We start from the raw sequence: 12,399 nt of genomic DNA on the forward strand, positions 1-12,399 counted from the left end.
CATAAAGCTGTACAAAACATACATCTTTATAAGGCGCCGGTTATATTCATGTCCGATCAGCCCCAACCCCAACGCGTCATCCCGATCCAGCCGCTGTTCAAGGCGGAACCGAAGGTCTATCCCCGTTCCATCCAGGGTTTCTTCCAGCGCTGGCGCTGGGGCTTCGTGGCCCTGACCCAGTTGATCTTCTACGGCTTGTGCTGGCTGCCGTGGCATGGCCGGCAGGCGGTACTGTTCGACCTGGAGGCGCGCCGTTTCTATTTGTTCGACCTGGTCCTGTGGCCGCAGGACACCATCTATCTGGCGCTGCTGCTGGTGCTGTCGGCGCTGGCCCTGTTCCTGTTCACCGCGGTGGCGGGGCGATTGTGGTGCGGCTATACCTGCCCGCAGACGGTCTATACGGAGATCTTCCTGTGGATCGAGAAGCAGATCGAGGGTGACCGCCAGCAGCGCATGAAGCTCGACGCGGCGCCGATGAGCGCCGTCAAGTTCGGCCGCAAGACGGCCAAGCACGCGATCTGGCTGGCGCTGTCCCTTTGGACCGGCTTCACCTTCGTCGGCTACTTCACGCCCATCCAGGACCTCGGCCACGAGGCGCTCACTGCGTCGATGACCGTCGCGGAGATCTTCTGGGTGCTGTTCTACGGCGCTGCCACCTACGGCAACGCGGGCTTCCTGCGCGAGCAGATGTGCAAGTACATCTGCCCCTACGCCCGCTTCCAGTTCGTGATGTTCGACTCCGACACGCTGATCATCACCTACGACGAGCAGCGCGGCGACCCGCGCGGCAGCCGCTCGAAGAAGGCCGATCCGCGCAAGCAGGGCCTCGGCGACTGCGTCGATTGCGGCATCTGCGTCCAGGTCTGTCCGACCGGCATCGACATCCGCAACGGCCTGCAGGTGGAATGCATCGGCTGCGCGGCGTGCATCGACGCCTGCGACCAGGTGATGGACAAGATGAACTATCCGCGCGGCCTGATCCGTTACTCGACGGAGAACGCACTGAAGGAAGGTCTGGTGCGCAAGGACATCGTGAAGCGCGCCTTCCGGCCGCGCACGCTGATCTACTCGGCGGTGTTCCTGACCCTGACGGTGGCCACCGGCTGGTCGCTGCTGACCCGTCCGCCGCTGAAGGTGGACGTGGTGCGCGACCGCGGCGTGATGGCCCGGGAGGCCGACGACGGCAGCATCGAGAACGTCTTCCAGTTGCAGCTGATCAGCACCAGCGAGACCGCGCGCAGCTACACCGTCGGCGTGGCCGGTATCGACGGCATCCGCCTGGCGGCGCCGGTGCAGGTGACTGTGCCCGGCGCTGCCAGCACGGCGGTGACGGTCACGGTGCGGGTCGCGCCAGAAGCGGTGGAGAACCAGCACGGCTCGAAGCCCATGCACTTCGTTCTCACCGACAACGCGGCGCCTGACGTGCGCATCGACGAGCCGGCCAAGTTCTGGCTGCCCTGAGCGCTTCCTGGGTCAGGGCTGTGCCCAGTCTGTCCCCGCAGGGGAACGGAACCCGGGGTGGCCCGATGTTTCCTTGAAATTCCCCGCGGCCGGCTTCAGCGTTTCCAGAAGCCGGCGTGGGGGGCGGCTGCCTCGGCTTCCAGCCACGGCCCGTGCACCTCGATGCGGCGCTGGCCGCGGGCGAACACCTCGCGGCACGGCAGCGAGAAGGTCGGGTTCTCCGGGTGGTCGCCGGTGAGACCGAGCAGCGCGTGCTCCGACAGCGCATACACCACGCGGCCGATACCGCACCAGTAGATCGCGCCGGCGCACATCGCGCAGGGTTCGGCGCTGGAATACAGCGTGGCCCTGGCCAGCTCTTCCGGCGGCAGGCGGCGTGCCGCCTGCGCCGCGGCGACCAGCTCGGCGTGGCGGGTCGGATCGCCGTCGGGGGGCAGGGAATCGTTGCCGGCCTCGGCGACGATATTTCCGGCGGCATCGACGACCAATGCGGCGAAGGGGTGCTTGCCGCTGTCGCGCACCCGGCGGGACAGCTCGATGGCGTAACGCAGGAAATGTTCGTCCTGGGACGTGGGAAAGGACATGCTCGTGCTCCGCTTGAAGGTGGCCGGATTATGGCCGCCGCAGCGGTCCGCTTTCTGCGCCGAACCATATACCGGTCATAACGGAACCGGGATGGGTTCGCGGTGGTCCGGTTGTTACAGTGGCTCCCACGACGCACAACCCTGCTCACGGAGATTGCCCCCATGTCCCTGTCCCGCTTCAAGACCGCCGCCACCTGTGTCTTCGTGACACTGGGGCTGGCCAGCCAGGCCTTCGCCGCCGACCCCGCCAAAATCGGTTTCGTGTACATCGGCCCGACCGGTGACCACGGCTGGACCTTTTCCCACGACCAGGGCCGCAAGGCCGTGGACGCCAAGTTCGGCGACAAGGTGAAGACCACCTTTGTCGAGAACGTACCGGAGACCGCCGACGCCGAGCGGGTCTTCCGCGACCTGGCCCAGCAGGGCTACAAGATCATCTTCGGTACCTCCTTCGGCTACATGAACCAGGAGGTCAAGGTCGCCAAGGCCTTCCCGAACACCAAATTCATGCACGCCACCGGCTACAAGACGGCCCCCAACCTGGGCGTCTACGACGTGCGCACCTACGAAGGTGCCTACATGCTCGGCGTGGTCGCCGGCAAGATGAGCAAGACCGGCAAGCTCGGCGTGGTGGCGTCGATCCCCATCCCCGAGGTGATCCGCAACATCAACGCCTTCACCCTCGGCGCCCGCAGCGTCAATCCGAAGGCCACCACCCGCGCGATCTGGGTGAACAGCTGGTTCGACCCGGGCAAGGAACGCGAGGCCGCGCTGACCCTGATCGCCCAGGGCTCCGATGTGCTGATGCAGAACACCGACTCGCCGGCCGTCGTGCAGGCGGCCCAGGAGAAGGGCGTGCTGGCCTTCGGCTGGGATTCCGACATGACCAAGTTCGGCGGCAAAGCCCACCTGGCCGCCTCGGTGCTGCACTGGGACGTGATCTACACCAAGGCCGTCGGTGACGTGCTCGACGGCACCTGGAAGTCCGGCGATATCTGGTGGGGCGTGAAGGAGGGGGCGGTGAACATCGAGTCCTTCGGCCCGGCCGTGCCGGCCGACGTGAAGAAGCTCGCCGAGGAGCGCCGCGACGCGATCAAGGCCGGCAAGCTGCATCCCTTCACCGGCCCGTTGAAGGGGCAGGATGGCAAGGAAATCCTGGCTGCCGCCAAGACCATGGGCGACCCGGACCTGCGCAAGATGAATTTCTACGTGGAAGGCGTGGAAGGCTCGATACCGAAGTAAGGCCTTCGCGTCGGCGTGCGGCAAGAGGCCGGCGGAGCCCCTTGCCGCACGCCGTATCGTTCAGTTCCGCCGCCGCCGGGCCAGCAGGCCGGCGCCGCCCAATGCGACCAGGGCCAGGCTGCCGGGCTCCGGCACGTTCAGCGACGACAGGGTCATCGGCGCGAAGGCCATGTCCAGATTGCCGTTGCTATCGGAGGCGGTGCCGAAGATGTCCACCGCAGCGATGCCGAACATGCCCGGTGTCGCTGGAGCGGACAAGCCGTTCGAGATGGGCACCGCCGAGATCGAATCCAGCGGATTGCCGAAGCTGTCGAAGTTGAACACCAGCAGCATGCCGTCGGCGAAGCCATTCAGCTCGGTGCCGATCGTCGTCGAGCCGAGCCGGTAGACCAGCCCCCAGCCGATGGCCAGGGTCTGCAGGAAATCGTTGTAATCGATGTTGAAGGCACTGACCGCGGCATTGCCGGAGAAGGACAGCTGAAAGTCGTCGATTTCCCCGTTGGCGCCATTGATATAGCCGTCGCCGTTCAAATCCGTTCCGTTGAAGTAGCCACTCACTTCGCCCCCGCTGGAGTAACCTGCCTGATGGAAGTTGTAGGTGGCGGCATGGCTGAACGTGGCGAGAACCAGCAGACCGAGGCCTGCGATGGCACGGCGAAGCGTGAATCTATGCATGGTGATTCCCCGAATGGTTAGGTAATTGCAGTCCCGCGTGCACGATTTGTCTATGCAATTGGGGTTGTGCAGTGTATGCCTTATGAATTGACCGGGGCGTTTCCGATTACCCGTCCCGGTCACTCGGCCGCCGCATCTCGATTGAACCGTTCCTGTTGTGGAGAAATGATCATGACTGCCAGCGACGCCCTCTCCCTGGCCCTTGGCATGCCCAAGGCCGAGCTGCACGTCCACATCGAGGGCACCCTCGAACCCGAACTGGCCTTCGCGCTGGCCCGCCGCAATAGTGTCGCGCTGCCCTACGCCGATGAGGCGGCACTAAAGGCGGCCTACGCCTTCGACAGCCTGCAGAGCTTTCTCGACCTGTACTACGCCTGCGCCGACGTGCTGCGCACCCGCGAGGACTTCCGCGACCTGATGCTGGCCTACTTGGAGCGGGCGGCGGCGGATGGCGTAATCCACGCCGAGATCTTCTTCGACCCGCAGACCCACACCGCCCGCGGCATCCCCTTCGCCACCGTGCTCGATGGCCTCGACGACGGGCTGGCAGAAGGGGCACGGCGCTGGAGGATCTCCGGCCGCCTGATCCTGTGCTTCCTGCGCCACCTCAGCGAGGACGAATGCCTGGCCACGTTGGCCGAGGCTGAGCCTTACCTGGCGCGCATCCACGGCTTCGGGCTGGATTCGTCCGAGCGCGGCCATCCGCCGTCCAAGTTCGTGCGCCTGTTCGCCCGTTGCCGCGAACTCGGCAAGCCGGTGGTCGCCCACGCCGGTGAGGAAGGCCCGCCGGAATACATCACCGAAGCCCTCGACCTGCTCGGCGCCCGGCGCATCGACCACGGCGTGCGGGCGGTGGACGACCCCGCCGTACTGGACCGCCTGGTCAGGGATGGCATTCCGCTGACCGTCTGCCCGCTGTCCAACACGCGCCTGTGCGTCTTCCAGGACATGCGTGAGCACAGCCTGCCGCGCCTGCTTGCCGCCGGCGCCAAGGTGATGCTCAACAGTGACGACCCGGCCTATTTCGGCGGCTATCTCAACGCCAACATCCGTGCGGTGCATGAAGCCTTCCACTTCGACGCCGACACCTGGTACCGGCTGGCGCGCAACAGCTTCGAGGCGAGTTTCGCCAGCGACGCCGAAAAAGCCGGCTGGATCGCGCGGCTGGACGCCTTCTTCGCCGACGCCGGCCATCCGGTCGGATAGGCGTTCCTGGTGAGGCCTCCATTTCCATTGGCGGGGGCCGCGAACTCGACGGCGACGGCGTGATCGAAAGCAGGCACCCGTACCCACGGGTTCGTCGGCGGCGCTGACACGCGCAGGGGACGCGTGTCGCAGCCGCTCTCCTGCCCCAGCGGCGGTCTTCTGGAGGAGCGAGCGATGGCAAGCGAGATCGACAAGGGGGCCGCGCGGCGCGGCCCTGGCACCGTTTTGCTGCTGGTGGCCACGCGCAAGGGCGCCTGGCTGTACCACGGCGACGCGACCCGCCAGCACTGGCGGGTGGATGGCCCCCACTTCCTGGGCCACATCATCAACCACCTGGTGCTCGACCCGCGCGATGGGCGCACCCTGCTGGCGGCCGCCAAGACCGGCCACCTCGGCCCGACGGTATTCCGCTCCACCGACCTGGGGCGCAGCTGGCAGGAAGCCGCCCGGCCGCCGGCCTTTGCACCGGCTCTCGATGGCCAGGCCGGGCGTTCGGTGGACCACACTTTCTGGCTGACCCCCGGCCATGCCGAGCAGCCCGGCGTGTGGTACGCCGGCACCTCGCCGCAGGGCCTGTTCCGCTCGGAGGACGGCGGCGTCAGCTGGGCGCCGTTCTCGCCGATCAACGACGACCCGCAGTACCGCAAGTGGATGGGCACCGTGCAGGACGGCACGCCGGACGGCCCCAAGCTGCACTCCATCATCGTCGACCCGCGCGACGCCGAGCATCTGTACTTCGCCATGTCCGGCGGCGGCGTGCATGAATCGGGGGACGGCGGCCGCAGCTTCGCCCCCTTGCTCAGCGGCATCGAGGTCGTCGAAGGCTTCGACGGCAGCGACCCGACCTTCCACGATCCCCACTGCGTGCGCCTGTGCCCGACCAATCCGGACCGGCTGTACCAGCAGAACCACTGCGGCATCTATCGCCTCGACCGCCCGTCCGACACCTGGCAGCGCATCGGCCGCGCGATGCCGGCGGAGGTCGGCGACATCGGCTTCCCGATGGTCGTCCATCCCCGCGACGCGGACGCGGTGTGGGTCTTTCCGATGGACGGCACCAGCGTGTGGCCGCGCACCAGCCCCGGCGGCAAGCCGGCGGTGTATGGCACCCGCGACGGCGGCGACAGCTGGCAGCGCCTCGACGCCGGCCTGCCGACCGAGCAGGCGTGGTGGACCGTCAAGCGCCAGGCCATGACCGCCGACAGCGCCGACCCGGTCGGGCTGTATTTCGGCACCACCAGCGGCGAGCTGTGGATGAGCGGCGACGAGGGCCGCCAATGGACGCGCATCGCTGCGCACCTGCCGGAGATCTACGCAGTTGAGGTGGCCATGGGGGTGGAGGGCGCGCCGTGAAGGTGCTGATCCCCAGCGCGCTGCGCTCCTACACCGAGCAGGCTTACGCCGAGGCGGGTGGGGACACGCTGGCGGCGGTGCTGGCCGAACTGGACCGCAGCTATCCGGGCATCCGCTTCCGCATGATCGACGAGCAGAGCCGCATCCGCCCGCACATCCGCTTCTTCGTCGATGGGGAGCAGGTCTTCGATCTGGCCCGGCGGCTGGACGGTGTACAGGAGCTGGTCATCGTGCAGGCCCTCAGCGGCGGCTGAGGCCGGGCAACTCAGGCAGGGCGACTGAGGCGGCGCAAAAAAGGAGGGACGACGGGCGAGAGGGAGGATTCGCCCGCCGTCCCGGCGGCACGGCCGGGGGTCGGCGGCCGCCGTAACAACAACGCGGAGAACAACGAGGAAAAAACGGAGGGATCAGTTCTGCATGTACACCACGTGGGTCTCGGTGTACTCGTAGAGGCCGTGCTTGCCGTCGGCACCGCCGATGCCGGACTTGCGGCGGCCGGCGTGGAAGCCCTGCATGGCTTCAAAGTGCTCCCGGTTCACATAGGTCTCGCCGAAGCGCAGCTCGCGGCAGGCGTGCATCGCCGCGTTGAGATCCTTGGTGAAGATCGACGAGGTCAGGCCGTACTCGGAATCGTTGGCCAGTGCGATGGCCTCGTCGAGGCCGTCCACCGCCTGGATCGGCAGCACCGGCCCGAAGATCTCCTTGCGCATGATCTCCATGTCGGCGCTGCAGCCGGCGATCACCGTCGGCTCGTAGTGGAAGCCCGTCGGGCGGTCCGCCACACGGCCGCCGAGGATCACCTCGGCGCCCTCTTCGCGGGCGCGGTTCACCATCGCCGCCACCTTGTCGAGGCCGACCCGGTTCACCAGCGGGCCCATGTGCACATCCGGCTCGGCCAGCGGGTCGCCGTAGCGGGTGGCGGCCATCAGCGTGCGCACCTTGGCGGTGAATTCATCGGCCACCGACTTTTCCACATAGACCCGCTCGGCGCAGTTGCACACCTGCCCGGTGTTGATCACGCGGGAATCCACCACGGCCTTGGCAGCCAGGTCCAGGTCGGCGCTGGCCAGCACGATGGCCGGCGCCTTACCGCCCAGCTCCAGGTTTACGCGGGTCAGGTTGCGGCCGGCGGCCTGCATGATCGTCGAGCCGGTGGCCACGCTGCCGGTGAAGCTGATCAGGCCCACGTCCGGATGGGCGCACAGGCTGGCGCCCACGTCGCCGCCACGCCCGCCGACCAGGTTGAAGACCCCCGCCGGCAGGCCGGCCTCGGCCACCAGGCGGGCGAACTCGAAGGCGTTGATCGGCGTCTCCTCGCTCGGCTTGACGACGATGGTGTTGCCGGTGACGAGGGCCGGCGCCATCTTGCGGGCGATCAGGAAGAACGGGAAGTTCCACGGCAGGATGCCGACGGTCACGCCGATCGGCTTGCGATGCACGAAGATCGTCTCGCCCGGCCGGTCGCTCTGCAGGATCTCGCCTTCGATGCGGCGCGCCCACTCGGCCATGTAGTCCATGTAGTCGGCGGTGAAATCCACCTCGACGCGGGCCAGGCCGAGGACCTTGCCCTGCTCGCGGGTGATGATCTCGGCGAGGCGCTCCTTGTTCTGCCGCACCTTGGCGGCGATGGCCTTCAGGTGGGCGGCGCGCTGGATCGCCGGCAGGCGCTCCCAGCCCGGCTGGGCGCGGCGGGCGGCGTCCACCGCGGCATTCACCTCGTCGCTGCTGGCGGTGGGGATGCGCGCCAGCAGGGTGTGGGTGGCGGGGTTATGCACGTCGATGGCGGTGGCGGCGTCGGCGGGCACGAAGCGGCCGTCGATGTAGTTCTCGTAGAGGGTCGTCACGGTAGGTCTCCTTGAGGTGTGTCGGTTGGGGTTGGGGTGTGTGTGGAGGGCGGAGGTCTCAGGCGGCGGGGCGGGCGATCTTCTTGCCGACGCTCTCCGACACGTAGCCGAAGGCGAGGCCGGCCACCCAGGTCAGGGCGACGAGGGCGATGCTGAGGTCGATCTTTCCGCCGGAGCCGAAGAAGGACGCCGCGCCGAGGAAGGCCGCCGGCGTGTAGGACAGGGCGCCGATGTCGGCCATCGCCACCAGCACGAAGGCCAATACGGCGATCAGCCCGATCAGGGGGCCGAGGCCGCCGCCCATCGCCTGCACCCCGGCGAGGGTCACGGCGGTGAGCAGGATGCCGGCCAGGCCGGCGCCGAGGGCTTTGGTCAGCCCGCTACCGCCGCCGCCGGCGGCGAAGAAGGCGGCCCAGGCGACGAAGCCGATCCACGGGTTGAAGCCGAGGTTCGGGTTGCCGACGCTGAGATAGACCCAGGCGGCGACGAGCACGGCGATGCTGATGGCGAGGGCATGCAGGATCTTCATAGGAACACTCCTTGGCGCGAGTTCGGGGAAATCACCACACGTAGGCGTACTTGATGTTCACGCTGTTGTTGGCGGCGTGGTTCTTGCCGTCGATGCTGGACGAGTAGCGCAGGCTGATGGACTGGTTGTCGAAGGTGTGGAACATCACGCCGAGGCCGCCGTCCAGCACGCGGGCGCTGGGCTGGTTGTTGCGGCTGCTGGTGCTCTCGTAGTCGAGGGCGATGAAGGGTTCGAGCAGGCCGGTGACGCGGTAGCCGAGGCGGTGGTTGGTGTGGAAGGTGTTGCCGGGGCGGCTGCCGTCCTTCTTCTCGCTCTGGAAGACCATGCCGGCGTCGGCGGTCCACCCCAGCTTGTCGGTGAGGCGCACGTCCCACAGGAAGCTCGACAGGTTCTTCCAGTTGGTGTCGCTGACCCGGTCGTCGCCGACCGGAACTTGCAGGAAGGACTGGAAGCCGAAGGTGGAGTCGGGGCTCGGCTTCATCCACACCGCGAAGCCGGTCAGCGGATCGCCGATGCCGCTGATGTGGCGGTCGGCGGCATTGGCGGCGTGCTGGTTGCGTACACCGATCTCCGGCACGATGACCTCGTAGGCGAGGCCGATCTTCGGGTTGCCTTCCGGCGTCCAGAAGCGCACGTACTTGGACATTCCGACGATGGTCTGGCTGCCGTCGCCCTTCACCTTGTCGCCGTTGGCGTTGAAGGTGTCCTTGTTGTTCTGCACGTAGCCGTACTGCACGAAGACGTTGAAGGGCTTGAAGTCCACCGGCAGCTCGTATTCGTGGGGGCCGATGACGTCGAAGGTGGTCTGGGCGAAAGCGGCGGGGGCGCAGGCGGCGCCGAGTCCGGCCAGCGCGCTGGCGGCCAGCAGCTGACGGGTGTGGCCTTGCGGGTGGCGGAAGCGGGTGCGAAGGGTCTGCATGAATGTCTCCTTTGTCGTTTTTTGGGCGTGAGTCCTCCCGCCGCGCAGCCGGAGGGCGGCGCGGGGCGGATTACGCGGGTGGGCTGAACCGGGGTGGAGTGGGGTGGATTGGGGGGGCGGCCTTACTTCTGCAGCTTGTAGACCAGGATCGTGCCGCCCTGGGGCACGACGGTCTTGTGATCGAGCACCGCGTCGAAGGCGCCCTGCATGCGCTGGGCATCGACGCCCCAGCCCGACTGCACGGCCACGTACTGCTCGCCATCCACCTCGAAGGACGAGGGCACGCCGGTGACGCCGGACGGGGTCGGGGTCTCCCACAGCACCTTGCCGCTCTTGGCGTCGAGGGCGCGGAACATGCGGTCGTTGGTGCCGCCGCCGAACACCAGGTTGCCGGCGGTGGTCATCAGCGGGCCCCAGTTCATCTCGGGGTAGGTGTGGGTCCACACCTTCTTGCCGGTCTTCAGGTCCCAGGCCTGCACTTCACCGATGTGCTGGCGGGATTTCTCGGTCATCCGCACGTTGGTCAGGATGTTGTCGAGGGACACGCCGATGTACAGGCTGCCGGCCTTGTATTTGACCGGCTCACCGGTCAGCTCGGAGCACAGGTTGTTGTTGGCCGGGATATAGAGCAGGCCGGTCTGCGGGTTGTAGGCTTCCGGCGGCCAGTCCTTGCCGCCCCACAGGGACGGACAGAAGTCGGTCTTCTTGCCGGTGCCGGGAATGCGCTTCGGGTCGTAGGTCGGCCGGCCGTTCTTGGGGTCGAGGCTGGTGAACACGTTCTGCGTCACGTAGGGCCAGGCATCCACGTAATTGACCTTGTCCTGGGTGCGCTCCAGCAGCCACAGGTAGCCGTTGCGGCCGGCGTGCACCAGGGACTTGAACTTCTTGCCCTTGTGCTCCAGGTCGATCAGCAGCGGCGCGGAGACTTCGTCCCAGTCCCAGGCATCGTTCCAGTGATACTGGTGGTGGCCCTTGATCTTGCCGGTGTCCACGTCGAGGGCGATGGTGGAGTTGGCGTAGAGGTTGTCGCCGGGGCGGGTGTCGGGCATCCACGGGCCGGCGTTGCCGACGCCCCAGTAGGCGATGTTGGTCTGGGAATCGTAGGTACCGGTGATCCACACCGAGCCGCCGCCGGTCTTGTAGGTCTCGCCGGGCCAGGTCTCGCTGCCCGCCTCGCCAGGGCCGGCGATGGTGTAGGTGCGCCAGGCTTCCTTGCCGCTGTCCGCATCGAAGGCGGCGATGAAACCGCGGATGCCCAGCTCGCCGCCGGACGAGCCGACCATGATCTTGCCCTTGGCGGCCAGCGGGGCGAGGGTCATGTAATAGCCCTTCTTCCAGTCGGCCACGGGCACCTTCCACAGCTCCTTGCCGGTGGCCGCGTCGAGGGCCACCAGGAAGGCGTCGGTAGTGGCCAGGTAGAGCTTGTCGCCGTACAGCGCCACGCCGCGGTTGGTGGGGTGGAGCTGCATCAGCTCGTCGGGGATGGTCTTCTTGTAGCGCCACAGCTCCTTGCCGGTGGCGGCTTCCAGCGCGATCACCTGGTTGTTGGGGGTGGACACGTACATGTAGCCGTTATTGACGATCGGCGGGGCCTGGTGGCCCTCCGTCATGCCGGTGGTGTAGGACCAGGCCGGCACCAGCTTGCCGACGTTCTGGTTGGTGATCTGCTTGAGGGGGCTGTAGCCCCAGCCTTCGTAGTTGCCGCGGTACATCAGCCAGTTGCCGGCCTCGGGCTTGGTCAGGCGGGCGTCGGTGACGGGGCTGTAGGGAGCCAGGCTGGCGCCGGCCAGCATGGGGACGAGGGCCAGGCTGGCACACAGGGCCTTGAGTCGGGTTTTCATTTGCAGATGTCTCCTTTTTTGCTTTGGTGTGGGCGAGCGGGTGAGGCGGGGAAAAAAATCAGGCGGACTTGGCGACGCCGGGGTGGGAGGTGAAGGGGCCGGCCACTACCAGCACGCCGTTCTCCTCCTTCAGCGGCAGCAGCGGCAGGGTGCGCGGGGCCGGGCCGGCGACCACCTGGCCGCCCTGGCTGGGGGAGAACTTGGAGAAGTGGCAGTAGCACATCAGGGTCTTGTCCTTGGGGACCCATTCGGAGATCTCGCAGCCCTGGTGGGTACACACCGCCGAATAGGCCAGCACGCCGCCAGCGGCATAGGCGCGGGTCTCGTCGGTGAGCTCCTGCGGATCGACGCGGACCAGGATCACCTTGTTGAGGCGGGAGCCGTCGCGCACTTCGCCGCTGGCCGGCTCGAAGGGGAAGGCCGGCACCGGCTTTGCGCCGGGCTGGATCTCGCTGCAGCGCAGGGGTTGGGCCTTGCCTTCGCTGTCGCTGCGGGCCAATTGGTCGCCGACTTTCGGTTTCGAATTGGCGTCGTCGTCGGCCAGCGCATTGCGGCCAATTCCCAGCCCGGCGCAAAGGAGCAGTGCGGAAGTGGCTTTCAGCGTTTCCCGTCTATTGGGATTGGCCACGATCTCCGGCGTGGTCTCGACAAACGGTGGGGAGGGCATCCTGTTCATATTCCTGTCCTGCGTTCTGGTTTGTGGCCGGATCTATTAGGCAAAGCCTGTGCCACGGAATTGAAATGA

12 protein-coding genes are annotated in these 12,399 nt (G+C 67.0%); 5 read left to right on the forward strand and 7 right to left on the reverse strand.

The window, feature by feature from the left end; all coding sequences use genetic code 11:
* The first annotated feature begins 48 nt into the window (after nucleotides 1-48).
* Nucleotides 49-1,461, forward strand: coding sequence for a cytochrome c oxidase accessory protein CcoG (gene ccoG / locus AC1PPK_RS05420; protein ID WP_481116814.1), 1,413 nt, complete (start codon nucleotides 49-51; stop codon nucleotides 1,459-1,461).
* A gap of 95 nt (nucleotides 1,462-1,556) precedes the next feature.
* Here the strand turns inward: ccoG and AC1PPK_RS05425 are convergent, their stop codons facing one another.
* Entirely contained in the window at nucleotides 1,557-2,045 is a 489-nt protein-coding gene (locus tag AC1PPK_RS05425) for a nucleoside deaminase (RefSeq protein WP_481116815.1), read from the reverse strand.
* A gap of 162 nt (nucleotides 2,046-2,207) precedes the next feature.
* Between AC1PPK_RS05425 and AC1PPK_RS05430 the strand changes: the two genes are divergently transcribed.
* Nucleotides 2,208-3,287: a BMP family ABC transporter substrate-binding protein gene (locus AC1PPK_RS05430; protein ID WP_481116816.1), complete on the forward strand. Its 1,080-nt coding sequence runs from the start codon at nucleotides 2,208-2,210 to the stop codon at nucleotides 3,285-3,287.
* A 60-nt stretch (nucleotides 3,288-3,347) separates the two neighbouring features.
* Here the strand turns inward: AC1PPK_RS05430 and AC1PPK_RS05435 are convergent, their stop codons facing one another.
* Entirely contained in the window at nucleotides 3,348-3,962 is a 615-nt protein-coding gene (locus AC1PPK_RS05435; RefSeq protein ID WP_481116817.1) for a PEP-CTERM sorting domain-containing protein, read from the reverse strand.
* Between the two features lie 171 nt (nucleotides 3,963-4,133).
* On the opposite strand from AC1PPK_RS05435, the gene AC1PPK_RS05440 reads away from it, so the two are divergent.
* The 3 genes from AC1PPK_RS05440 to AC1PPK_RS05450 all read left to right on the forward strand — a co-directional run bounded on the left by AC1PPK_RS05440 (nucleotide 4,134) and on the right by AC1PPK_RS05450 (nucleotide 6,775).
* Entirely contained in the window at nucleotides 4,134-5,168 is a 1,035-nt protein-coding gene (locus AC1PPK_RS05440; RefSeq protein ID WP_481116818.1) for an adenosine deaminase, read from the forward strand.
* A 174-nt stretch (nucleotides 5,169-5,342) separates the two neighbouring features.
* Nucleotides 5,343-6,521, forward strand: a complete 1,179-nt coding sequence (locus tag AC1PPK_RS05445) for a glycosyl hydrolase (RefSeq protein WP_481116819.1) — start codon at nucleotides 5,343-5,345, stop codon at nucleotides 6,519-6,521.
* Nucleotides 6,518-6,775: a MoaD/ThiS family protein gene (locus tag AC1PPK_RS05450; protein WP_481116820.1), complete on the forward strand. Its 258-nt coding sequence runs from the start codon at nucleotides 6,518-6,520 to the stop codon at nucleotides 6,773-6,775. Before AC1PPK_RS05445 ends, AC1PPK_RS05450 begins: the two co-directional genes overlap by 4 nt.
* 153 nt (nucleotides 6,776-6,928) lie before the next feature.
* Here the strand turns inward: AC1PPK_RS05450 and aldA are convergent, their stop codons facing one another.
* From aldA to AC1PPK_RS05475, 5 genes are all read right to left on the reverse strand, one after another.
* Nucleotides 6,929-8,365 carry an aldehyde dehydrogenase gene (gene aldA / locus AC1PPK_RS05455; protein ID WP_481116821.1) on the reverse strand — a complete coding sequence of 479 codons (1,437 nt, stop codon included), beginning with the start codon at nucleotides 8,363-8,365 and terminating at the stop codon, nucleotides 6,929-6,931.
* A gap of 58 nt (nucleotides 8,366-8,423) precedes the next feature.
* The gene (locus AC1PPK_RS05460; protein WP_481116822.1) at nucleotides 8,424-8,894 is read right to left on the reverse strand and encodes a DUF1097 domain-containing protein; all 471 of its coding nucleotides are present in this window, start codon (nucleotides 8,892-8,894) and stop codon (nucleotides 8,424-8,426) included.
* Nucleotides 8,895-8,925: 31 nt separating this feature from the next.
* The gene (locus tag AC1PPK_RS05465; protein ID WP_481116823.1) at nucleotides 8,926-9,813 is read right to left on the reverse strand and encodes a transporter; all 888 of its coding nucleotides are present in this window, start codon (nucleotides 9,811-9,813) and stop codon (nucleotides 8,926-8,928) included.
* Between the two features lie 122 nt (nucleotides 9,814-9,935).
* Nucleotides 9,936-11,654 carry a methanol/ethanol family PQQ-dependent dehydrogenase gene (locus tag AC1PPK_RS05470; RefSeq protein ID WP_481116824.1) on the reverse strand — a complete coding sequence of 573 codons (1,719 nt, stop codon included), beginning with the start codon at nucleotides 11,652-11,654 and terminating at the stop codon, nucleotides 9,936-9,938.
* A gap of 58 nt (nucleotides 11,655-11,712) precedes the next feature.
* The gene (locus AC1PPK_RS05475; RefSeq protein ID WP_481116825.1) at nucleotides 11,713-12,330 is read right to left on the reverse strand and encodes a QcrA and Rieske domain-containing protein; all 618 of its coding nucleotides are present in this window, start codon (nucleotides 12,328-12,330) and stop codon (nucleotides 11,713-11,715) included.
* Between the last annotated feature and the right edge of the window lie 69 nt (nucleotides 12,331-12,399).

The organism is Zoogloea sp. JDB1 (assembly GCF_056724025.1).

Bases quoted from the DNA above. Each gene is read 5' to 3' on its own strand.
- AC1PPK_RS05475 (WP_481116825.1), bottom strand. From the start codon at position 12,330: ATGAACAGGATGCCCTCCCCACCGTTTGTCGAGACCACGCCGGAGATC.
- AC1PPK_RS05460 (WP_481116822.1), bottom strand. From the start codon at position 8,894: ATGAAGATCCTGCATGCCCTCGCCATCAGCATCGCCGTGCTCGTCGCC.
- AC1PPK_RS05430 (WP_481116816.1), top strand. From the start codon at position 2,208: ATGTCCCTGTCCCGCTTCAAGACCGCCGCCACCTGTGTCTTCGTGACA.
- AC1PPK_RS05440 (WP_481116818.1), top strand. From the start codon at position 4,134: ATGACTGCCAGCGACGCCCTCTCCCTGGCCCTTGGCATGCCCAAGGCC.
- AC1PPK_RS05435 (WP_481116817.1), bottom strand. From the start codon at position 3,962: ATGCATAGATTCACGCTTCGCCGTGCCATCGCAGGCCTCGGTCTGCTG.
- AC1PPK_RS05425 (WP_481116815.1), bottom strand. From the start codon at position 2,045: ATGTCCTTTCCCACGTCCCAGGACGAACATTTCCTGCGTTACGCCATC.
- ccoG (WP_481116814.1), top strand. From the start codon at position 49: ATGTCCGATCAGCCCCAACCCCAACGCGTCATCCCGATCCAGCCGCTG.
- AC1PPK_RS05470 (WP_481116824.1), bottom strand. From the start codon at position 11,654: ATGAAAACCCGACTCAAGGCCCTGTGTGCCAGCCTGGCCCTCGTCCCC.
- AC1PPK_RS05445 (WP_481116819.1), top strand. From the start codon at position 5,343: ATGGCAAGCGAGATCGACAAGGGGGCCGCGCGGCGCGGCCCTGGCACC.
- AC1PPK_RS05465 (WP_481116823.1), bottom strand. From the start codon at position 9,813: ATGCAGACCCTTCGCACCCGCTTCCGCCACCCGCAAGGCCACACCCGT.